The 21,727-nt window shown below is 74.3% G+C and carries 18 protein-coding genes; 7 read left to right on the top strand and 11 right to left on the bottom strand.

Going from position 1 to position 21,727, the window contains the following annotated elements:
* Positions 1–252: 252 nt before the first annotated feature.
* Entirely contained in the window at positions 253–1,482 is a 1,230-nt protein-coding gene (locus LHA35_RS09520) for an MFS transporter (protein WP_226607507.1), read from the bottom strand.
* 151 nt (positions 1,483–1,633) lie between these two features.
* On the opposite strand from LHA35_RS09520, the gene LHA35_RS09515 reads away from it, so the two are divergent.
* Positions 1,634–2,434 carry a helix-turn-helix domain-containing protein gene (locus LHA35_RS09515; protein ID WP_226607504.1) on the top strand — a complete coding sequence of 267 codons (801 nt, stop codon included), beginning with the start codon at positions 1,634–1,636 and terminating at the stop codon, positions 2,432–2,434.
* A 95-nt stretch (positions 2,435–2,529) separates the two neighbouring features.
* Positions 2,530–2,748 (top strand): hypothetical protein, encoded by a 219-nt coding sequence (locus LHA35_RS09510; protein WP_226607500.1) that lies wholly within the window; start codon positions 2,530–2,532, stop codon positions 2,746–2,748.
* Positions 2,749–2,763: 15 nt separating this feature from the next.
* On the opposite strand, the gene LHA35_RS09505 is transcribed toward LHA35_RS09510, so the two are convergent.
* The 5 genes from LHA35_RS09505 to lpdA form a co-directional block, all read right to left on the bottom strand.
* Complete coding sequence (locus LHA35_RS09505) at positions 2,764–3,954, bottom strand: MFS transporter (protein ID WP_264185445.1); 1,191 nt, start codon at positions 3,952–3,954, stop codon at positions 2,764–2,766.
* A gap of 97 nt (positions 3,955–4,051) precedes the next feature.
* On the bottom strand, positions 4,052–4,696 hold the full coding sequence (locus LHA35_RS09500; RefSeq protein WP_226607497.1) for a DUF4142 domain-containing protein: 645 nt from the start codon (positions 4,694–4,696) through the stop codon (positions 4,052–4,054).
* Positions 4,697–4,925: 229 nt separating this feature from the next.
* Positions 4,926–5,198: a hypothetical protein gene (locus LHA35_RS09495; RefSeq protein ID WP_226607495.1), complete on the bottom strand. Its 273-nt coding sequence runs from the start codon at positions 5,196–5,198 to the stop codon at positions 4,926–4,928.
* The gene (locus LHA35_RS09490; RefSeq protein WP_226607494.1) at positions 5,198–6,244 is read right to left on the bottom strand and encodes a DNA adenine methylase; all 1,047 of its coding nucleotides are present in this window, start codon (positions 6,242–6,244) and stop codon (positions 5,198–5,200) included. The genes LHA35_RS09495 and LHA35_RS09490 overlap by 1 nt, the downstream gene beginning before the upstream one ends.
* Before the next feature lie 139 nt (positions 6,245–6,383).
* Entirely contained in the window at positions 6,384–7,775 is a 1,392-nt protein-coding gene (gene lpdA / locus LHA35_RS09485) for a dihydrolipoyl dehydrogenase (protein WP_226607492.1), read from the bottom strand.
* Positions 7,776–8,214: 439 nt separating this feature from the next.
* Between lpdA and LHA35_RS09480 the strand changes: the two genes are divergently transcribed.
* The gene (locus LHA35_RS09480) at positions 8,215–9,189 is read left to right on the top strand and encodes a tripartite tricarboxylate transporter substrate binding protein (protein WP_226607490.1); all 975 of its coding nucleotides are present in this window, start codon (positions 8,215–8,217) and stop codon (positions 9,187–9,189) included.
* A 29-nt stretch (positions 9,190–9,218) separates the two neighbouring features.
* Positions 9,219–10,199 (top strand): tripartite tricarboxylate transporter substrate binding protein, encoded by a 981-nt coding sequence (locus tag LHA35_RS09475; RefSeq protein ID WP_226607488.1) that lies wholly within the window; start codon positions 9,219–9,221, stop codon positions 10,197–10,199.
* 285 nt (positions 10,200–10,484) lie between these two features.
* On the opposite strand, the gene LHA35_RS09470 is transcribed toward LHA35_RS09475, so the two are convergent.
* The 5 genes from LHA35_RS09470 to modB form a co-directional block, all read right to left on the bottom strand.
* Positions 10,485–11,612 carry an NAD(P)/FAD-dependent oxidoreductase gene (locus LHA35_RS09470; protein WP_226607485.1) on the bottom strand — a complete coding sequence of 376 codons (1,128 nt, stop codon included), beginning with the start codon at positions 11,610–11,612 and terminating at the stop codon, positions 10,485–10,487.
* Positions 11,609–12,295, bottom strand: coding sequence for a methyltransferase domain-containing protein (locus LHA35_RS09465; RefSeq protein ID WP_226607484.1), 687 nt, complete (start codon positions 12,293–12,295; stop codon positions 11,609–11,611). The genes LHA35_RS09470 and LHA35_RS09465 overlap by 4 nt, the downstream gene beginning before the upstream one ends.
* Before the next feature lies 1 nt (position 12,296).
* Entirely contained in the window at positions 12,297–13,355 is a 1,059-nt protein-coding gene (locus tag LHA35_RS09460; RefSeq protein ID WP_226607480.1) for a type III polyketide synthase, read from the bottom strand.
* Positions 13,356–13,581: 226 nt separating this feature from the next.
* The gene (modC, locus tag LHA35_RS09455; RefSeq protein WP_226607478.1) at positions 13,582–14,748 is read right to left on the bottom strand and encodes a molybdenum ABC transporter ATP-binding protein; all 1,167 of its coding nucleotides are present in this window, start codon (positions 14,746–14,748) and stop codon (positions 13,582–13,584) included.
* Positions 14,748–15,446, bottom strand: a complete 699-nt coding sequence (gene modB / locus LHA35_RS09450) for a molybdate ABC transporter permease subunit (protein ID WP_226607476.1) — start codon at positions 15,444–15,446, stop codon at positions 14,748–14,750. The genes modC and modB overlap by 1 nt, the downstream gene beginning before the upstream one ends.
* Before the next feature lie 336 nt (positions 15,447–15,782).
* On the opposite strand from modB, the gene LHA35_RS09445 reads away from it, so the two are divergent.
* From LHA35_RS09445 to LHA35_RS09435, 3 genes are all read left to right on the top strand, one after another.
* Complete coding sequence (locus tag LHA35_RS09445; RefSeq protein ID WP_226607473.1) at positions 15,783–16,931, top strand: molybdopterin-binding protein; 1,149 nt, start codon at positions 15,783–15,785, stop codon at positions 16,929–16,931.
* A gap of 5 nt (positions 16,932–16,936) precedes the next feature.
* Positions 16,937–18,901 carry a molybdopterin biosynthesis protein gene (locus LHA35_RS09440; RefSeq protein WP_226607471.1) on the top strand — a complete coding sequence of 655 codons (1,965 nt, stop codon included), beginning with the start codon at positions 16,937–16,939 and terminating at the stop codon, positions 18,899–18,901.
* Between the two features lie 537 nt (positions 18,902–19,438).
* On the top strand, positions 19,439–21,643 hold the full coding sequence (locus LHA35_RS09435) for an amylo-alpha-1,6-glucosidase (RefSeq protein WP_226607468.1): 2,205 nt from the start codon (positions 19,439–19,441) through the stop codon (positions 21,641–21,643).
* Positions 21,644–21,727: the final 84 nt, after the last annotated feature.

Raw genomic sequence — 21,727 nt, 5'->3', positions numbered from 1 at the left:
TGAGTTGCGGGGTCTACAGCGAATTGGCGTTCAGAATTGAACGCCAATCCGCTGCAGGCCATTGTCCGTAGAGCAGATTCACGCTGCGGGGCGTTCACGCCCCTCCGCGATCTGCTCTAGCCCTTGGAACGGGCGCCTTCTTCGGCCGCCATGCCACCAACCTCGTGCCCCTGGAGCAAAGGACGGCCGAGTGGACCCACTCAGGCGGCGTAATTGGATCGCCCAGACGGGTCCGCGCCGCAGCCGGCGGTGCTACTCCGCCGGCGCCGCCGCCACCTGCCGCGCCCAGAGCTCGGGCCTCAGCTCCTCCGGCCGGTTGGGGAAGAACAGCGCGCAGGCGAAGGTGACGGCGGCGAAGCCGGCCAGCACCAGCATGGGCGCGGCGAGGCTGCCCGTCGCCTCGTGCAGGAAGCCGACCAGCGGGGAGGCGATGGCGGCGCCGAGGAAGCCGATGGTGAAGCGCACCGAGTAGAGCTTGGTCCGCAGCGCCGGCGCCACGTAGCGCGCGGTCATCGTCTCGTTCACCGTCACCTGGCCGAAGACCGAGGCGGCGATCAGCGCGGCGAGCGGCAGCACCACCCAGCCTTCGGCCACCGAGAGCAGCAGCATGCAGGGCGCCAGCACCAGGGCGAGGGGCAGGAAGATGCTCTTCAGCGTGTGCCGGTCGATCAGGTGCCCCACCGTGAACTGGGTCAGCCCGCCGCAGAGCGTGGCGAGGAAGGCGAGCAGGCCGACGACCGGCAGCAGGTCCGGGGAGGAGGCGAGCCTTTCCTCCATCAGCTTCGGCAGCAGCAGGGTGAAGGCGTTGAAGACCAGTCCGGAGACGGCAGCGATGGTCAGCAGCACGGCGACGGCGCGGCGGACGATGGCCCGCGGGATGACCGGGAAGGGCTTCTGCGGCCCGGCGGCCTTCGCCGTGTCGAAGGCGGGCTCCCGCAGGTAGAGCAGGCCGAGCCCGATCGAGATCGCGCCCGGCACCAGGAAGGCGAAGTGCCAGCCCAGCCGCGCCGCCAGCAGCGCGGTGACGACCGGCGCGAGGGCGACGCCGAGATTGCCGAAGACGCCGTTGATGCCGACCGCGCGGCCGACGCGCTGGCCCGCCGCCTCCACCAGCATCGCCGTCCCGATCGGGTGGTAGATGGCCGAGAAGGCGCCGAGCAGGGCGAGGGCGAGGCCGAGCAGCAGCGGCGTGGTGGCGAACCCGGCCAGCACCATGGCGCCGCCGCCGCCGAGGAAGAAGGCGGCCATCAGCCCCTTCCGCCCGAAGCGCTCCGCCAGCCAGCCCATCGGCAGGGCACCCAGGCCATAGAGCACGAACATGCCGGTGCCGAGTGCGAGGATCGGCCCGAATTCGCGCCCGAAGGCCTCCGGCGCCTGCTGGACCATGCCGAGCACGGCGGTGGCCAGGATCAGCAGCCCGTAATGGGTCAGGGTATGGGCGGCGTTGATGAAGACGATCTGCCGGGTCGCTGGGTCCTGCATCCTGGCCTGTTCCTGGCTTTCCCTGGTCGTTCGGGGAATTCGTCCCCCGCGCCGCCCCGGCGGAGACCGGGCCGGCGGGCGGGCAGCCGGCCTGTTCCCAGGCCAAGCCTGGTCAGGCTAGCCTGGCCGGCAAACGACGTCCGGACAAGCCATGTCGCCATCCGGCCATTTCCCGCCCGCGCCCACCCGCCCCTTGCCGCAGGATGCGGTGGACCGGCCGCTGGCCGGCTTCACCCGCGACTATGCGGATGGCGAGGCCGTGCCGCGCCATGCCCATGCCCGGGCGCAACTTCTCTATGCCACGCGCGGGATCATGCGGATCGAGACGGACGCCGCGGCCTATGTGGTGCCGCCCGGCCGGGCGCTCTGGGTGCCGGCCGCGGTCCCGCATGTGACGGCGATGCAGGGGGCGGTCGCCATGCGCGCGCTCTTCCTGCGTGCCGATGCAGCGCGGGCCGGGCCGGGCGGCGTCACCGTCCTCCCGGTCTCGCCGCTGTTGCGGGAGCTGATCCTCGCCGCCTGTTCGGAGCCGCTGGAATGGGACGAGGCCGGGCGCGGCGGGCACCTGGCGGCGCTGATCCTGGATGAGATCGCCCGGGCGCCTGCCCTGCCGCTCGGCGTGCCGGCGCTGCGCGACCCGCGGCTCCGGCGGCTGGCCGCCGCGCTGCGGGCGGATCCGGCGCGGGATGCCGATATGGAGTCCCTGGCGGCGGAATGCGGCGCGAGCGCCCGGACCCTGACGCGGCTGTTCCGGCGCGAGACGGGGATGAGCTTCGGCCGCTGGCGGCAGATGCTGCGGCTGTCCGAGGCCGCGGCGCTGCTGGCGCAGGGCGTGCCGCCGGCCCGGGCGGCGGCGGCCGTCGGCTATGCCAGCGCCCCGGCCTTCGGCGCCGCCTTCCGCGCCGCCTTCGGCATCACGCCCGGCGCCGGGCAGGACTCGCAGCCCCGCTGACGCCGGGGCTTGCATCACGGGGATGTGTGGTATACGATTTGTATCAGGATGTTGCGCCGGAACGGCTTTCACGCCGGACGGGAGGGACGGGAATCATGCGATCGCAGGCCGTTCAGCACTGGGTCCTGGGCTTCGTCCTGCTCTCGACAATTCTCTGGCTCGACCTGCTGCCCGCCGAGTTCTTGCGGCGTGCCGCCCTGTTCACCCTGGCCTGGGCCGGTGCCTCCATCCTGCTGGTCGGCAGCGCCGGGGCGTGGGTGGCGCTGGCGCGGCAGCGCCGGGGCATCGACCGCGCCGGTGCCAGGGGGCGCTGATTCAGGGGGGCGCTGTCAGGGCGCGCGCCGCAGCGGCAGCAGGCAGGCCAGCGCCAGCAGGGCCAGCAGGCCCGCCAGGCCGAGCACCGCGATCGCCGGCAGCCCGGCCACCAGCGGCGCCGTCACCGTCGGCGCCGCCGCCTGGGCCAGCAGGATCGGCAGGGCGAGCCTGCCCATCAGCACGGGATAGCCGCGCGGCCCGAACAGCGCGAGCGGCAGGGCGCCGCGGCTGATGGTGAGGATCCCGTTGCTCGCGCCGTAGAGGATGACGAAGGGCACGGCCGCCACCGGCCCGGCCAGCACCAGCAGCAGCGCGCCGGCCGGCAGCAGCGCCCCGCCCAGCCGCGCCGCGGTCAGCGGATGCGCCGCCCGCCCGAGCGTGAATTCCAGCAGCCGCCCGCCGACCTGGGAGGGCCCCAGCAGCGAGGCCGCCGCGACCGCGGCCGCGACCGAGAGCCCGAGCCCACCCAGCACCGCGATCAGATGCACCGCGAGCGTGCCGCTGATGACGGCGCGCAGGGTGAAGAAGACGGCGACCAGCAGGAAGCTGCGCCGCACCCAGGCGCCGGGCAGGGGCGGATCGGCCGCCGCCGTGGCGCCGCCCGGCCCGGCCTCCGCCGCCGCCGCCGCCCGCGGCAGCAGCAGGTAGAGCGGCAGGACGACCAGCAGCAGCAGCGCCGCATAGGCGAGGCAGGTGCCGCGCCAGCCGAGCAGCGGCACCAGCGCCGCGCTCATCGGCCAGCCGACCGTGCTGGCGAAGCCCGCGACCAGCGTGACCAGGGTGATCGGCCGCCGCGCGGCGCGGCCATAGAGCATGCCGAGCGTGGCGAAGGCCGCCTCGTACAGCCCCATCGCCATGCCGAGGCCGAGCACCATCCAGCCCAGCGCCCAGCCCCAGAGGCCGGGCAGCAGGCCGAGCATCGCAAGCCCGGCGGCGAGAACCAGCGCGGAGAGCACCAGCACCGGCCGGCCGCCCCGCTGCTCGATCGCCCGCCCGACCCTCGGGGCGGCCAGGCCGGCGATCAGCAGCGCGACCGAGAAGGCGCCATAGACCAGCGCCGGATCGGCGCCGAGATCGGCGAGGACGACCGGCGCCACCACGGCCGGGAGGTAGTAGCTGACCGCCCAGGCCAGCGTCTGCGCCACGCCGAGGATGAGGGCGTTGCGACGGGCATCGGGCGGGACCGATCCCGCGGGCTGGCTCATGCGATGGGATGGCGGCGCGACATGCAACGAGTCTCGCCCGGGCCTGCGCCGCCGCCAAGCGGAGGACCGGCGGGGTCATCCGCCGGGCCGGGTCATGTCAGCCTTGCGTGGATTGCTGCAGTTCCTGCGCCAGGCGCAGATGCTCCTGCAGCGCCGGCAAGGTGCGCTCCGCCCATTGCTTCAGCCGGTCATTGTCGCCCGACCGGCTGTAGTTGCGGAACATGTCCACCGCCTGCTGGTGGGCCATGACCTGCTGGCGGATATAGAGCCGGTCGAATTCGGCGCCGTCGGTCCGCTGCAATTGCTGCAGCAGCGCCGCGTGCTGCTGGTCCAGCCCCTGGTGCTGCGATCCGCCCTGGGCATTCCGCCCCGGCGGCCGCGACGCCTCCGCCCCGGCGCCCGGGATCTGCTGCATCAACTGCTGCATCTCCTGCGTCGTCCGCTCATGGTCGCGGACCATCTGCCGGGCGAATTCCTTGACCTTCGCGTTCTGCGACTTCTCCTCGGCGAGGCGGCTGCTGGCGATCTCGAACCGGTCGCTCATCGCGGCGAGGCGGAGGAATTCCTGGGTCGTCACCACCTCGGCCCGGGCGGTGGTGGAGGCAGGAGCGGGCGTGGTCGTCTGGGCCGGGCCGCCGGCCTGGCCCTGGGCGGCCTGGGCGCGCTCCTGCTGAGTCTGGGCCAGGGCCGGGCTGGCCGCCAGCACGGCGGCACCGGCGAGAAGGGTCAACCTGCGATGCATGGAGCCTCTCCTGTCGCGGCCACCGGGGAGAGGTGGCCGGCGTGGAGAAGCAACGGTGAGCATGGCGGGGGGTTCGCGGCCATGGTCCCCGCGGCCGGGCCGGCCGCGCACCGCCTGCCGGGCCGCCGGGGCGGATCGCCGCGGCGCGGAACCGCCCGGAGGCGAGCATCGGCGGTTCTGAACGATGGCCCGGATCATCCTCGGGCCGGCCGTGCGGTCCGAGGATGGCCTAGGGCAGCAGCCGGCGCAGCCTCTCCCCCTGCTGCCGGCACCAGCCGATCATCCGGGCCTCCAGCGCCTCCACCCCCTCCACCTGGCGGGGCCAGCGGGCATGCAGCTTGGTCATGCCCTGCCGCGCCCAGTCATACTGGTCGCGCAGGACGAAGAGGCCGAGCGCCATGAAGAGGATGCCCTGCAGGATCGGCAGCACCGTGCCCAGCACGCCGAGCCCGATTAGCCCGAAGCCGGCGACCTTGCGGGCGAGGGAGGGGCGCCCCGGCATCAGGCGGCCCGCGGGGAGGGCAGCGTGATCCGCTGCTCCGTGGCGATGAAGAGGTATTCGAGGTTGGTCAACCGGCCGACCTGGCCGACCTTGATCCCCTGCGGATTGTGGATGCCGATCTTGGCGCCGACATAGCGGCCGTAGGGGATCTCCAGCACCTGCACATGGCCGCGCGCGCCCAGCATCCGCTCCAGTTCCGCCCGGTCCAGATAGCCTTCGTCATTGAAGGAGACGAGGACGGCCCGGCAGCGCAGGGCGCCGAGAGTCCGCTCCAGCGCCGGCCCGATCCGGCGCCGGCTGTTGAAGTCCGATAGACGGCTCTGGCAATCCACGCGCTTGCGCGCCACCCCGTAGACCTCCGGCTGATCCCAGCGCACCAGCGTCTCCCAGACATGGTAGTTCCGCAGGTAGGAGTGCTGGTTGTAGGGCGGGTCGAGATAGGCCAGGTCGCATTCGACCGGCGCGGCGACCGCCTCCGCCTCTCCGCAGAGGGCGGCGCAGGGGCCGGCCTCCGGGCGCGGCAGCAGGGCCGGCAGGCGGAGCGCGAGGGGCTGCAGGGCCCGCCGCGCCCAGTGCTTCATATAGGCCATCTGCAGCCCGGCGGTGGAATCGACCCGGTCCGCCGCCTCCAGTAGGGCGGTCAGCAGGATGGCCTCCAGCTCCGGCTCGGCGCCCAGCGCGGCGATCGCCTCCCGGATCGCCTCCACCTTCGCGCCGTTGTCGGGGTGGAGGTAGCGCGCCTGCTCGCAATAGGTGGCGGTGAACCAGCCGGCGCGGGGCGGCAGGCGCTGCAGGTCCTCGAGGATGCGCCGCGCCGTCTCGCCCCAGCGCTCCGCATCCGCCTGGACGTAGCAGGTGGCGAGGGTATGGGCGAAGGCGTTGTGGTCGTTGGAGATGACGCGATGGCCGGCGCGCTTCAGCGCATGGCCGACCCGCGCCGTGCCGGAGAAGAGGTCGAGCACCGTGGCGCCCGCGGGGACCGTGGCACCGACGGCCGAGAGGATATGGGTGAGGAGGGCGCGCTTGCTGCCGATGTACTTGATCATCGGTTCAGCGGGCCTTGCCCTCTCCCCCGCAAGGCGGGGGAGGGCTGGGACGGGGGCGCCGCGCGCATGGGATGGCCGGGCCCCCATCGCAGCGCGCGACGATGGGGGCCGGAGTGGCGGCTCTGCGCGCGGCGGCGCACTAGATGTGCAGCGCCCGCCCGTCCACGGCCAGCGCGGCCTCCTTCACCACCTCGTTCAGGGTCGGGTGGGCGTGGCAGGTGCGCGCCACATCCTCGGCCGAGGCGCCGAATTCGATGGCCAGCGAGATCTCGGCGATGAGGGTGCCGACATCCGGGCCGAGCATATGCGCGCCCAGCACGCGGTCGGTCTTGGCATCCGCCAGGATCTTCACGAAGCCGTCCAGATCGCCCATGGCGCGCGCCCGGCCATTCGCCGTGAAGGGGAATTTGCCGGCCTTGTAGGCGATGCCCGCGGCCTTCAGCTCCTCCTCCGTCGCGCCGACCGAGGCGACCTCCGGCCAAGTGTAGATCACGCCGGGGATGGCGGCGTAGTTCACATGGCCCTTCTGCCCGGCCAGGATTTCCGCCAGCGCCACGCCCTCGTCCTCGGCCTTGTGGGCCAGCATCGCGCCCGCGATGACGTCGCCGATGGCGTAAATGCCCGGGACGTTGGTGGCGAAATGCGCGTCGGTCTTCACCCGGCCGCGCTCGTCCAGCGCGACGCCGACCTCCTCGAGGCCGAGGCCCTCGGTATGCGGGCGGCGGCCGATGGCCAGCAGCACCACATCGGCCTTGATCTCCTCGACCGCGCCGCCGGCCGCGGGCTCGACCATCAGGGTCACGCCGCCCGCATCCTTCGTCGCGCCGGTGACCTTGGACTTCAACCTGAACTTCAGCCCCTGCTTCGTCAGGGTCCGCTCGAGCTGCTTCGCCACCTCGTTGTCCATGCCGGGGACCAGGCGGTCGAGGAACTCGACCACCGTCACCTCGGCCCCGAGGCGGCGCCAGACGGAGCCGAGCTCGAGCCCGATCACGCCGCCGCCGATGACCACCAGGTGGCCCGGCACCTTCTCCAGCTCCAGCGCGCCGGTGGAGGTGACGATCTGCTTCTCATCGACCTCGACATTGCGCAGCGGGGTGCTCTCGCTGCCCGTGGCGATGACGATGTTCTTCGCCTCATAGGTCTCCCCCGCGACCTCGACCTTGCCCGGAGAGACGATGCGGCCGGCGCCCTTCAGCCAGGTGACCTTGTTCTTGCGGAAGAGGAACTCGACGCCCTTGACATTGGCCGAGACCACCTCGCCCTTGCGGGCCTGCATCTTCGCAAGGTCGAGCTTCACGCCCTCCAGCACCACGCCGTGCTCGGCCAGCTTGTGCTTCGCCTCCTCGAAATGCTCGCTGCTCTGCAGCAGGGCCTTGGAGGGGATGCAGCCGACATTGAGGCAGGTGCCGCCGAGGGTCGCGCGCTTCTCGACGCAGGCGACCTTCATGCCGAGCTGGGCGGCGCGGATGGCGCAGACATAGCCGCCGGGGCCGGCGCCGATGACGATGACGTCGAAGCTCTCAGGCATGGGGCCTAGGGTATCCCTGGAAAAGCGGCCGGAAAGTGCCGCCAACGGGCCGGCGAGGCAACCCCGCCGAGGGCCGGGGAGGCAGCCATGCGGCCGGCGCGGGCAGGAAGCCGGCAGCCCCGCGCCGCCGCCGGGCCCGCCCCAGGGCCGCAGGCGGCCAGGATCGGTTCGCGGCCGGGCCAGGATGGGGCGTCATGTCACCGGGGGCGGGAGGCTGACAAAAGGCGGATTCCCCCATGGCCGACCGGCCGAGGCCCGAGGCGCCGGCGGAACGCGCCGCCTTCGTCCCCTTGCCCTGCGCACCGGGATGCGGCCGCCGCCGAAGGTCCGGGGGTGGCGACGCGACGGCGGCCGAGGGCCCGTGATGCGTTGAAGCGGCGGGCTCTTTTCCTCCGCCGCGGAGATTGCCAGATTGGTGGCAACCACTGGGAGGATAACCATGCCGTCCGCCGGACCCGGCCGCCGCACCCTGCTCGCCCTCGCGGGGGCGGGGCTCGCCACCCCTGCCCTGGCCCAGGGCAAATTCCCCGATCGCCCGATCCGCCTGATCGTCCCCTGGCCGCCCGGCGGCTCGGCCGATGCGCAGCTCCGCTCCATGGCGGAGATCGCCGGCCGGTCGCTCGGCCAGAACGTCGTGGTGGAGAACCGGTCCGGCGCCTCCGGCACCATGGGGGCCATGCATCTCGCCACCCAGGCGCGGCCGGATGGCTACACCATCAGCCAGATGCACCTGTCCATCATCCGCCGGCCCTTCATCGTGCGGACCCCGCCCTGGGACCCGGTGAACGACTTCACCCACATCATCGGCCTCTGCGGCTGGATGTTCGGCATCGCCGTCAAGGCGGACGGGCCGATCAAGAGCTGGGCGGACTACCTGGCCTATGCGCGGGCCAATCCGGGGCGGCTGACCTATGCCACCTCCGGCATCGCCACGACCAACCATCTGGCGATGGAGGAGATCGCGGCGCGGGAGAAGATCGACATCGTCCACGTCCCCTACCGCGCCTCGAACGAATCCGCGGTCGCCGTGGCTTCGGGCGAGGTGATGAGCGTCGCCGACAGCTCCGCCTGGGCGCCGCTGGTGGAGGGCGGGCAGCTCCGCCTGATCTGCGTCTGGACGCCCGAGCGCTCCAAGCGCTTCCCGGATGCGCCGACGCTGAAGGAGCTGGGCTACGACATGGTCGTCACCTCGCCCTACGGCCTCTCGGGCCCGAAGGGGATGGATCCGGGCGTGGTGCGGGTGCTGCACGACGCGCTGAAGGCGGCGCTGTTCGACCCCGCCAATGAGCGGGTGCGCGAGCAGTTCGACATGCCGCTGGAATACTACGACACCGCGGCCTATCGCGACTTCGTCGCCCGCCGGGCGCAGTATGAGAAGGCCATGGCCGAGCGGCTGAACCTGCGGATCGACTGAGACCAAGAGTACCGGGAGAGAGACTGGACATGACCTGCTTCACGCGCCGCGGCGCGCTCGGCCTCGCGGCCGGCGCCGCGGCGGCCGGCCTGGCCGCACCCGCCCTGGCCCAGGGCCGCTTCCCCAACCGGCCCATCCGCTTCCTGATCCCCTGGCCGCCCGGCGGCTCGCTCGATGCGCTGCACCGGCAGATGTTCGAGGTCATGAACAAGGATCTCGGCCAGCCCGTGGTGGTCGAGAACCGCCCCGGCGCGCGCGGCACCCAGGCGGCGATCTTCCTGATCAATCAGGCGCAGCCGGACGGCTACACGCTGGCTCATCATCACCTCTCGATCCTGCGCCACCCCTTCCTGACGAAGCTGAAGACCTGGGACCCGATCGCCGACTTCACCTACATCATGCAGGTGAGCGGCTTCACCTTCGGCACCGCGGTGCGCGCCGACAGCCCCTACAGGACTTTCAAGGACCTGATCGAGGCGGCGCGGAAGAACCCCGGGCGCCTGACCTATTCGACCAGCGGCATCGCCACCACCAACCACATCGCCATGGAGGACATCCTGGCGCGGGAGAAGGTGGAGATGACCCACATCCCCTATCGCGGCGCGCAGGAGGGCGTGACGGCGCTGCTCGGCAAGCAGATCGACGTGGTGGCGGATGCGCAGGCCTGGCGGCCGAATGTCGAGAGCGGGGACCTGCGGCTGCTCTCCATCTGGACCCGCGAGCGGGTGCCGAGCTTCCCGGACGCGCCGACGCTGCGGGAACTGGGCTACGACATGGTCGTCACCTCGCCCTATGGCATCACCGGGCCGAAGGGGATGGACCCGGAGATCGTCGAGTTCCTGCACCAGGCCTTCCGCAAGGCGTACCATGACGAGGCGAGCCAGGCGATCATCCGGCGCTGGGACATGCCGCAGGAATACCTGCCGCCGGCGGAGTACCTGGCCTTCGCGAAGCAGCGCGTGGAATACGAGAAGCAGATGGTGACGAAGCTCGGCCTCAGCATCGACTGAGCCGGCTGGAGCAGATCGCGGAGGGGCGTGAACGGCCGGGAGCGTGAATCTGCTCGAAAGACAGAAAGCGACAGCGGAGGGACGTTCAGACATGAACGCAATCCGCTGTAGGGGGCGTTGCGGCGGAAGGCGCAGACGCCAACCGGCATCACGCGCAGGCCGGCGCAGTGCGCCGAAGGCGTGGCGGCAGCGCGCCGGTCAGCAGGATCCTGCCGGCCCGCAGTCCTGCGGGCCGGCCTGCGGAACCGGAGGCCGCGCCCGGCCGGTCATGCGCATGGGGCAGGCTCACGCCGGTCCGTCATCCATGCTCCACACGGCGCTCCAGGCCGATGGCGGGGCGGAGCCGATCCGCGTCCGCCGCGCCATGAGCCGCGCCGCCGCGCCGAGGCCGGCGCCCCGCACGAAGAGCGCCGGCGCCTGCCGCAGCAGCCGGGCGCCTAGCCCGGCCCAGCGCATCGGCCCGGCGCTGCGGCGGCGCCAGGCGGCATGGAAGGCCTCCGCCTCCTCCCCCGCCAGGATCGCCGCCGCGGCAGTCAGGCCGGAATGCAGCGCGAGGGCGATCCCCTCCCCGGTGAAGCTCGGGATTACCGCCGCCTGGTCGCCGGCACGGTACAGCCCGGCCGGGCCTCCGGCAGGCTGGCGGAAGCCGTAGGGCACGGCCGCCACCGCGAGCGGCCGGTCCCAGACGGGCCGCGCCCCCTCCAGCAGCCGCGCGCCGAGCGCCGATCCCGCCGCGACGCGCGCGAGGAAGGCCACCGGGTCGCGCGCCGCCTCGCCCGGCGCGCCATGCCAGACGGCGCAGAGATTGGCCCCGCCGCCCGGCAGGGGCTGCAACCCGGCATAGCCGCCGGCGAAGGGCAGCAGCGTCACCGCATCCCCCGGCGCGATGCCCGCGAGATGCAGCTTGATCCCGAGCGCACCGGCCGGTGCGCCCGCACGCGGATGGCCGCGCAGCGCCTGCTTGCCGGTGGCGAGCACCACCTGCCGTGCCGTGACCGCGCCCTCGGCCAGGCGCAGCTGCCAGCCGCCCGGTCCGGGCACCGCCCCCCGCACCGCGGCGCCGGCCCGAAGCTCGGTGCCCGCCGCCACCGCCGCCTCCCGCAGCGCGCCGTCCAGCACCCGGCGGGGCAGGCCCCAGGCCGGGAAGGGCAGGGCGAAGGCCGCGTCCCGCCCGCGCCAGCCGACCCGCGCGCGGCGCAGCGGCACGCCGCCCAGCGTCGCGGGATCGAGCCCGAGGGCGGCCAGCGCCGCCGCCGCATCGGCGCCGAGGAATTCGCCGCAGACGCTCTCCCGCGGCTCCGCCTGCCGCTCCAGCAGCAGCACGCGCCGCCCGGCGCGGGCGAGCGCGATCGCCGCCGCGCAGCCGGCCGGGCCGGCGCCGATCACGGCGATGCCTCCATCCCCCGGCGTCATGCGCGGATGCGGCCGACCGTCCAGCGGAAGGGGAAGCGCCAGCGGATCTCGGCCTCGACGCCCGCCTCGGCCAGCAGCCTCTCCCAGTCCGCGCGCACGAAGCTGCGGGCGACGGAGATGGTGCTGTCATGGATCACCATCGGGTGGTAGCGCGCGGCCCGCGTCGCCACCCAGGCGAAGCCCCAGGCGATCCAGTGGCGGTGGATGTCGGAGATCAGCCAGCCGATCCGCGCGCGGTCCTCCATCCAGCGCAGGAAGCGCACCAGCTCCGGGTCGGGCAGGTGGTGGGCGAATTGCGCGCAGAGCACCACGTCGAAGCGCTGCGCGGGGTCGAGGTCGAAGAGGTCGGCGGTGATGAACGCGCCCGGCGTGCCGGCGGCCGCGGCATAGGGCGCCGCCCAGGGGCTGCGGTCGAGGCCGGTGAGCTGCACCGCGACGCCGCGCCGCGCCGCCCATCCCGCGATCGCCCGCAACATGTCGCCGCCGCCCGCGCCGACATCGAGGACCGAGAGGCCGGTCGCGCCGCTCCGCCTCCGCAGCGCCTCCAGCCACGCCAGGGTCGGCCGCAGCGCGAAGGTCAGGCGGTTGACCCGCGCGAGGTCGCGCAGCGCGCCGGCGAAATCCGGCCCGGTCGCGGCCGCGTCGTCCATCCACTCGGCCTCGGTGCTGCGCTGCCGCAGCACGTCATGCCACCCGGAAGCGCATGGTCTCGGCCGAGAGGCCGGGCCCGAAGGCGAGGGCGCAGCCGCGCTGGCCGGGCCGCGCCGCCGCTAGCATCCGCTCCAGCACGAACATCACGGTGGCCGAGGACATGTTGCCGTGGTCCCTGAGCACGGCGCGGCTGACATCCAGCGCTTCCTCCGGCAGGCCGAGCCCGTGCATCACCGCATCCAGCACGCTGCGCCCGCCCGGATGCACCGCCCAGAGGTCGATCTCGGCCGCGGGCGCGCCGGCCAGGATCGCCCCCGCCTGTCCCGGCAGGGCGCGGGCGAGCGTCAGCGGCACGAAGCCCGAGAGCGTCATGTCGAAGCCGTCATCGCCGATGCGCCAGGTGATCTGGTCGGCCGCCTCCGGCACCAGGGCGGCGTGGAAACCCTCCAGCGCCAGCCCCCGCGGCTCAGCCGTCACCAGCGCGGCGCTGCAGCCATCGGCGAACAGCAGGAAGCAGAGCAGCTGCTCGATCCCGGTCGAGGGCTGCAGGTGCAGGCTGCACAGCTCGAGGTTCAGCACCAGCACGCGGGCGCGGTGGTCGCTGCGCACCACATGATGCGCGAGCTTGAGGGCGTTGATCGCGGCCTGGCAGCCCATGAAGCCGACCACGCTCCGCTCCACCGCGCCGGGCAGGCCGAAGCGCCGGATCATCCAGTGGTCGAGGCCGGGGGCGGCGAAGCCGGTGCAGGTGGCGAGGATGAGGTGGGTGATGCCCGGCCCCTCCCGCTCCAGCCCGAGCGCAAGGCCGGCCGCCTCGGCCAGCGCCGGCGCCTCCGCCTCGTAGCGGGCCATGCGCGCCCCGGTGCCGGGGAAGCGGTCCAGGCGGTAGAAGCCGTCCACCGTGCCGGTCGCATCCGCCTCCGGCTCCAGCACCGAGAAGCGATGGTCGATCTGCGACCGCTCGGCGAGGCGCGCGAAGGCGCTGCGGGTGCGGGGATCGGTGATCTGCCGGCCGGCGAAGAGCCGGAAGGCGTCATGCACCTCATGCCGCGGCAGGGCGGTGGCGATGCGGTTGATATGGGCCTGGGTCACCCCTGGCAGATGGGGGGGCGGGCGGTGCCGTCACCCTGCGGGGCGGCGGCGACCGGATCACGCGGGCGCGGGGTGGACCGGCGGGCGGGAGGCACCGGCGGCGGCGCGGGAGGTCCGCGGCGGAAGCAGAGCGCGGACGGGCGCGAACGACCGGGGGCGGGACTCTGCACCGCCATCAACGACCTGCGGCGGGCCGGCCTTCGGTTCCGAACGCCATCCGCTGCGGTCACGCCCCGGCGCCGCCCCGCGGGGGCGTGGCCTCCCCCCGGCCCTCGGGGGCCGCCAGGGCATGGTCGAAGGTCACCGCCTTGATCACCGCCCAGAGCGGCATGCCGGGCCGCAGCCCGAGCCGCCCCGCGCTGTCGCGGGTGACGCGGGAGAGCAGCAGGCTCGGCCCCAGGGCGAGGCGCAGGAAGACCTCCTGCGGATGCGGCGCCGGCTCGATCCCGGCCAGCACCGCCGGCAGCACGTTCTGGGTGGAGAGGCCCCGCGGCGCTTCGGTCGCCACCGCCACATCCCGCGCGCGCAGCCGGACCCGCGCCGGCGTGCCGGGCGGTTCCTCCCGCAACGGGACCAGCAGCACGCCGCCGGCGAAGCCCACCCGCGTCAGCCCGCGCTCGGCGTCATGCGCCTCGATCCGGCAGGGTAGCAGCGCCCCGGCATCGCGCCGCGCCGCCAGCGGCAGGTCGGTGCGGGTGGAGAGCGCCTCGGCCGGTCCTTCCGCCAGCACCCGCCCGTGGTCCAGCAGCACCAGGTGGTCCGCCAGCGCATCCATCTCCTCGATCGCATGGGTGACGTAGAGGATCGGCACCTGCGCCGCCGTGCGCAGCCGGGCGAGGAAGGGCAGCACCTCCGCCCGCCGCGCATGGTCGAGCGCGGCCAGGGGCTCGTCCATCAGCAGCAGGCGCGGGCGGGAGAGCAAGGCGCGGCCGAGCGCGACCCGCTGGCGCTCCCCGCCCGAGAGGGTGCCGGGCCGGCGCGCCAGCAGGGGACCGATGCCGAGCAGCGCGACCACCTCCCCGAAGCCCGGCCCGCCGGCGCCGGCCGGGGCGCGGCGCAGCCCGTATCGCAGGTTGGTCTCGACGCTGAGATGCGGGAAGAGGCGGGCATCCTGGAACACCACGCCGCAGCGCCGCCGCTCCGGCGGCAGGGCGATGCCGCGCGCGGTGTCCAGCAGCGCCGTCCCGTCCAGCGCCACGCGGCCCTCCGCCGGCCGCAGCAGCCCGGCGACCGCGGCCAGGATGGTGCTCTTGCCGCAGCCGGAGGGGCCGAACAGGGCGGTGACGCCGCGCGCCGGGCCGGTGAAGCCGGCCTCCAGCGCGAAGCCGTCCTGCCGGGGGGCGCGCCAGGACCCGGCCCCGCCGAAGCGGTGGCGCAGCGCGACCTCCAGCATCAGGCGCGGCCGAGCAGGCGATGCATCCGCCGCGCGATCAGCTCCGCCAGTAGCAACCCGGCGATGGCGAGGGCGAAGGAGATGAGGGCGAGCCGGGCCGCCATCGCCTCCCCGCCCGGGGTCTGGGCCGCGCTGTAGATGGCCAGCGGCAGGGTCTGGGTCTCGCCCGGGATGTTGGAGGCGAAGGTGATGACCGCGCCGAACTCGCCGAGGCCGGCGGCGAAGGCAGTGACGGCGCCGGCCAGGATGCCCGGCGACATCAGCGGCAGGGTGACGGTGACGAAGCGGTCCACCGGCCCGGCGCCGAGGGTGCGCGCCGCCGCCTCCAGCCCCGGATCCACATGCTCGATGCCGAGCCGCACGGCGCGGACGATGAGGGGGAAGGACATCACGGCGGTGGCCAGCGCCGCGCCTTCGGTGGTGAAGACCAGGCGCAGGCCGAACCAGTCATGGAGCGGCCCGCCGATCGGCCCCTGCACGCCGAAGAGCATCAGCAGCGCCCAGCCGACCACGACCGGCGGCACCACCAGCGGCAGGTGCACCAGCGCGTCCAGCAGCATGCGCCCGGGAAAGCGCCCGCGTGCCAGCAGCCAGGCGACCAGCACGGCGGGCACCAGCGAGACGGCGACGGAGCGGAGGGAGACGGCCAGGCTGAGCTGCACCGCCTGCCATTCCTCCGGACCCAGCCAGACAGTCATCGCGCCCCGCTCTCCCGCCCCCGTGCCTTTATATCGGGGCACCGATGGCGGACAACCGGCGCACGTTCCCCCGGCACCGTGGCGGCGCCGGGTGTCGCGCTGCCACCAGCCCGGGTGGCGGGCGGATGGGAACGGGCCGGGCGGGCGTGCCGCACCGGCGAGCGCCAGGCGCGGCGATCGGCGCCGGCAGCGCGAGCCTGTCCGGGCCGGCCTGCCCGCCGGATGCCGGCATGAAAGCCTGTCGCGCGCGGCGCGGCTATGGCCGGCCGGCTGCCGCGCCCCTAACTGGAGGCGGCACCGGACCGGAGACGCCATGACCTGCCTTACCTGCGCGCCATGGATGGGCGCGGCGCCGTGACGGGCGCGCCCCTGCGCCTGACCGCGCCGGATCGGGCGCTGGCCGCGCTGCTCGCCCTGCTGCCGGGCCCGGTCGCGCCCGGCCTGGTGCCGGTGGCGGAAGCCCTGGGCCGGGTGCTGGCCAGGCCGCTGGCCGCGCCGGGGCCGGTGCCGGCGGTGCCGGTCGCGCGGCGTGACGGCTGGGCGGTGGCGGCGGCCGATACGCTCGGCGCCGGCCCCTATGCGCCGGCGCCGCTGCCGGTGGCGCCGGCGCGACTGGGCGCCGGGGATCCGCTGCCCCCGGGCAGCGATGCCGTGCTGCCCCCCTTCGGCCTCGTCCTGGACGGCCCCTTCGCCCAGCTGCTGGAACCGGTCGCGCCGGGCGAAGGCGTGCGGCTGCCGGGCGAGGAGATCGCCGCCGGCACGCTGTTGCGCGCGGCCGGGGAACGGCTCTCGCCGCGGGACCTGCCGGCGCTGGCGGCCTGCGGCATCGATGCGGTCGAATCGCGGGTGCCGCGCCTGGCCTGGATTGCCGTGGGGGACGAGATCGCGGCGGAGCCGGCGCGCGACACGCTCTGGGCGCTGTTTGCGACACTGGTCGCGGCCGAGGGGGGCGTGCCCTGCCGGCTGCCGCCGGTGCCGGACGAGCCCGGCGCCATCGCCGGGGCCCTGCGCGCCGCCGCCGGCCATGACCTGGTCCTGCTGGCCGGCGGCAGCGGGGAAGGCCCCGGTGATCGCAGCGCGGCGGGGCTGGCGGCCGCCGGGCGCCTCGTCCTGCACGGGCTGGGCGCCCGGCCCGGCATGAGCACGGGCTTCGGCCTCGTGGGGGAGATGCCCGTCCTGCTGCTGCCCGGCCGCGCCGAGGATGCGCTGGCCGCCTGGGTGCTGCTGGCCCGTCCCGCGCTGCGGCACCTGGCCGGCGCCGCGGCGCCCGCGCCCCGGCGCGCCCGGCTGGCGCGCAAGCTCGCCTCCGCCGTCGGCCTGCTGGAGATCGTGCCCGTCCGGCTTGCCGCGCCGGGCCTGGCGGAGCCGCTCGCCATCGGGGCCCTGCCGCTCGGGGCGCTCTCCGCCGCCGATGCCCTGCTGCTCGTCCCGCCGGGCGTGGAGGGCTATGAGGCGGGCAACGAGGTCGAACTCCACCCGCTATGACCGGCATGCCCGACGCCCCCGCGCTCCTCGATTGCATCCGCCGCGCCGCGCGGCAGGAGCAGTTTCTCAACATCCTCCCGGCCGGGGAGGCCGCGGCGCGCTTCCGCGCCGCGCTGGACCTGCGGCCGCTGCCGGCCGAGACCGTGCCGCTTGCCGCCGCGCCTGGCCGGGTGGTGGCGGAGGGCGTGGCGGCGAGGGCGGATGCGCCGCCCTTCGACCGGTCCTCGGTGGATGGCTTCGCGCTGCGCGCCGCCGACACCGCCGGCGCGAGCGAGGCGGCGCCGCGCCGCTTCCGGCTGAATGCCGAGCTGCTGGCCTGCGGCACCGCGCCCGCGATCGAGGTCGCCCCCGGCACCGCGACCGCCATCGCCACGGGCGGCGTCATCCCCCGCGGCGCGGATGCGGTGGTGATGATCGAGCACACCGCGCTGGAGGAAGGGCCGGAGGGGCCGGAGATGCTGCTCTCCCGCCCCGCCGCGCCCGGCCAGTTCATCGCCCATGCCGGCAGCGACATCGCGCGCGGCGAGACGCTGCTGCGCGCCGGCACCCTCGTCTCCAGCCGCGAGATCGGCATGCTGGCCGCGGCGGGGCTGGCGGAGGTGCCGGTGGTGCGCCGCCCGCGCGTCGCGGTGCTCTCCACCGGCGACGAGCTGGTGCCGCCCGGCGCGCCGCTGCCGCCGGGCGGGATCTACGACAGCAACGCCGCCATCCTCTGCGCCGCCATCGCCGAGCATGGCGGCGAGCCGGTGCCGATGGGCATCTTCCGCGACGAGGAGGCGGCGCTGGAGGCGGCGGTGCGGGAGGCGCTGGGCCGGGCCGACCTGGTGGTGATGTCGGGCGGCACCAGCAAGGGTGCGGGTGACGTCTCGCACCGCATCCTCTCGCGCCTGGGCGCACCGGGGATCCTGGTGCATGGCGTGGCGCTGAAGCCGGGCAAGCCACTCTGCCTCGCCGTCATCGGCCGGACGCCCGTGGTGGTGCTGCCGGGCTTCCCGACCAGCGCGGTCTTCACCTTCGAGGAATTCGTCGTGCCCGTGATCCGGGCGCTGGCCGGCCTGCCGCCGCGCGAGGAGACGGATGTCGCGGCCCGCCTCGCGGTGCGGATGCCGAGCGAGCCGGGGCGGACGGAATATGTCATGGTCTCCCTCTCGGAAGCGGAGGACGGCCTGCGCGCCTTCCCGCTCGGCAAGGGCTCGGGCAGCGTCACCGCCTTCTCCCAGGCGGATGGCTTCTTCGCCATCCCAGCGCTGGACCAGGGGGCGGAGGCCGGCGCACCGGTCAGCGTCCGGCTGATCGGCGCGGCGCGGCCGCCGGACCTTGCCATCATCGGCAGCCACTGCCTCGGCCTGGATGCGGTGCTGGAGGCGCTGGCGGCCCAGGGCATCCGGGGGCGGAGCCTCGCCGTCGGCAGCCTGGGCGGCCTGGCCGCGGCGAAGCGGGGCGAGTGCGACCTGGCCGGCGCGCATCTGCTGGACCCGAAGACCGGAAGCTACAACACGCCCTTCCTCAGCCCCGGCCTGCGCTTGGTGCCGGGCTGGCGCCGGATGCAGGGCGTGGTGTTCCGCCGCGGCGATCCGCGCTTCGAGGGGGCGGAGGGGGCCGGGGCGGTGCGCCGCGCCGCCGCCGACCCGGCCTGCCTGCTGGTCAACCGCAATGCCGGCAGCGGCACGCGCATCCTGCTGGATGGGCTGCTGGGCGGGGCACGGCCGGCGGGCTACGCCAACCAGCCGAAATCGCACAACGCCGTCGCCGCGGCGGTGGCGCAGGGCCGCGCCGATTGGGGCGTTGCCATTGCAACCGTGGCGGAGGCCTATGGCCTCGGCTTCCTGCCGCTGGCCGAGGAGCACTACGATTTCTTCCTGCCGGAGACGCGGGCGGGGCGGCCGGCGGTGCAGGCCTTCCTCGCCGCGCTGCGCGCGCCGGAGGTGCAGGCGAGGCTGGTCGCGCTGGGCTTCACGCCGGCCGGGTGATGCCGGCAGCGGATGCAGCGGATCGCCGACGGGCACGACGCCCGGGAGCGGGAAACCACCCTAGTCCCCGATCCTGGGCGCCGATCGGCGCGGACCATTGGGTCTGGAGCGGTGTCTCGCGCCCGGGCGTTCAGGCCCCGTCGCGATCCGCCCAGGCCCGGTCTGCCCCGGCATTCGGGCAGGGGATCGGCATGCCCCTTTCGCGCGTGCCTGCCTTGCCGATGGAGTGCGGGAGGCGCGACGGCATCCGGGCAGGGCCGCCGCCGTGCGACCGGGCAGGACCCGCATGCCGATACGGCGGATGCCGAGGCCCCGTCCGTGCCGGGCCATCACTCACGGAAGTGGGTCACGCCTCCGGTTGCTTCCACTCTGCGGCAATCCGCTCTGGCGCCGCCTCCGGTTGTCACCGGGGCCCTTTCGCCCAGGCCGCTTCAGGTCACGCATGCGTCATCCTGGCAAGCGGCAGCTTGCCCCGCGGCGTCTTCGCGTTTCCTGACCTGCACGCCGCGCCGCGGTACCCGGGCCGAGGAGACCAGCATGTCCGCACCCCAGCCGAATTTCGCACCGCCGGACGGGGAGGGCGTGGATCCGCACTCCATCACCGCCAGCATCTCCCTGCAGGAGATGCGGCCGCGCGTGCTGAAGGGCGATGACACCTTCGCGGTGCTGAACCGCAACGGCGATGCCCTGCCCATGCCGGGCGGGCCGGAGGGGCTCTATCACCGCGACACGCGCCACCTCTCGCGGCTGGAACTCACGCTGGCCGGCATGCGGCCGCTGCTGCTCAGTTCCGCCGTCTCGGAGGACGGCGCGGTGCTGACCTGCGACCTGACCAACCCGGATCTGCCCGCCACGCCGGAGCGCGGCCCGCTCGAGCGGGACAGGGTGCATCTCCGCCGCTCGAAATTCCTCCGCAACGGCATCTGCTTCGAGCGGATCACGGTGCGCAGCCATGCGGAGGAGGCGCTGCGGCTCGACCTCGCGCTGCATGTCGCCTCCGATTTCGCCGATCTCTTCGAGGTGCGCGGCGAGCGGCGGGCGCGCCGCGGCACGCTGCACCCGCCGCTGGCGGGCCAGGACAGCATCACCCTCGCCTATACCGGCCTGGACGGCCTGCGGCGGGAGACGCGGCTGCGCTTCGATCCCGCCCCCGCCCGCATCAGTGCGGACCGCGCGGTCTTCGAACTGGTGCTGGAACCCGGCGAGCGGCGGACCCTGCTGGTGGAGGCGCGCTGCGATCCCAACCATGGCGGGCGCATGCCGGCGCGCGCCGCCTTCCTGCGCGGCCTTTGGGAGGACAGCCGCGCCCGCCGCGCGGTGCAGGCGCGCGTGGCCAATGTCGCCACCAACGAGACCGGCTTCAACGAGATGATCGGGCGCTCCTGCGCCGACCTCACCATGCTCAGCACTCAGACGCCGGAGGGGCCCTTCCCCTATGCCGGGGTGCCCTGGTTCAGCACCGCCTTCGGCCGTGATTCCCTGATCACCGCCTGGCTGACGCTCTGGCTCGATCCCGCCCTCACCCTCGGCGTGCTGCGCCACCTCGCCGCCATGCAGGCGCGTGATTTCGATCCGGCGGCGGATGCCGAGCCGGGCAAGATCCTGCACGAGACGCGCAACGGCGAGATGGCGATCCTCGGCGAGGTGCCCTTCCGCCGCTACTACGGCAGCATCGATTCCACGCCGCTCTTCGTTGCCCTCGCGGGCGCCTGGCTGGAGCGGACGGGGGATGCGGAGGCGCTCCGCCCGCTCTGGCCGAATATCGAGGCGGCGCTCGGCTGGATCGAGCGGCATGGCGACCGCGACGGCGATGGCTTCGTCGAATATGGCCGCATGACCGAGGCGGGCCTCGCCAACCAGGGCTGGAAGGACAGCTGGGATTCCGTCTCCCACGCCGATGGCCGGCTGGCCAAGGGCCCGATCGCGCTCTGCGAGGTGCAGGCCTATGCCTATGCCGCCTGGCAGGCCGGCGCCCGCATCGCCCGCGCGCTCGGCCGGCCGGAGCAGGAGGCGGCGGCGATGGAGACGAAGGCGGAGGCGCTGCGCGCCCGCTTCGAGGACGCCTTCTGGTGCGAGGAACTCGGCACCTATGCCCTTGCCCTCGATGGCGCCAAGCAGCCCTGCCGGGTGCGTGCCTCCAATGCCGGGCATGTGCTGCTCGGCGGCCTCGCCACGCCGGAGCGCGCCGCTTCCGTCGCCCGGCAATTGCTGGACGGCAGCTTCCATTCCGGTTGGGGCATCCGGACCCTGGCGACGACCGAGGCCCGCTACAACCCGATGTCCTACCACAACGGCTCTGTCTGGCCGCACGACACGGCGCTGATCGGCCTCGGCCTCGCGCGCTATGGCCACCGCGCCGCGGCGGCGCGGCTGCTGGAGGGGCTGGCGGCGGCCGCGGCCAGGCTCGACCTGCGGCGGCTGCCGGAACTGTTCTGCGGCTTCCCGCGCCGCGGCGGCCAGGGGCCCACGGCCTATCCGGTGGCCTGCGCGCCGCAGGCCTGGGCGGCGGCGGCGCCGATCGGCCTGCTCGGCGCCTGTCTCGGCCTTTCCTTCGATCCGGCGGCGCAGCTGGTGCGGCTGGAGCGGCCGGTGCTGCCGGCGGGGCTGGATTGCGTGCTGCTGCGCGGCCTGTCGCTCGGCGGCGCGCGCATCGACATCGACCTGCGGCGCGCGCCGGGGGATTCGGTGGCGATGAGCGTGCCCGGGCGGCACGGCGAGATCGGCGCGGTGCTGGTGGCCTGAGGGCAGGCCGCCGCAGGGCGGAAACGCCCCGGGGCGCGGCACGGCCCGGCAAGCGGCGGCCGGGCCGTTCCATGCTGCGCGGCC

Origin of the sequence: Roseicella aerolata (assembly GCF_020523605.1) — a bacterium.
Taxonomy (GTDB): domain Bacteria; phylum Pseudomonadota; class Alphaproteobacteria; order Acetobacterales; family Acetobacteraceae; genus Paracraurococcus; species Paracraurococcus aerolatus.
This window is presented reverse-complemented; position numbering and strand designations above follow the sequence as displayed.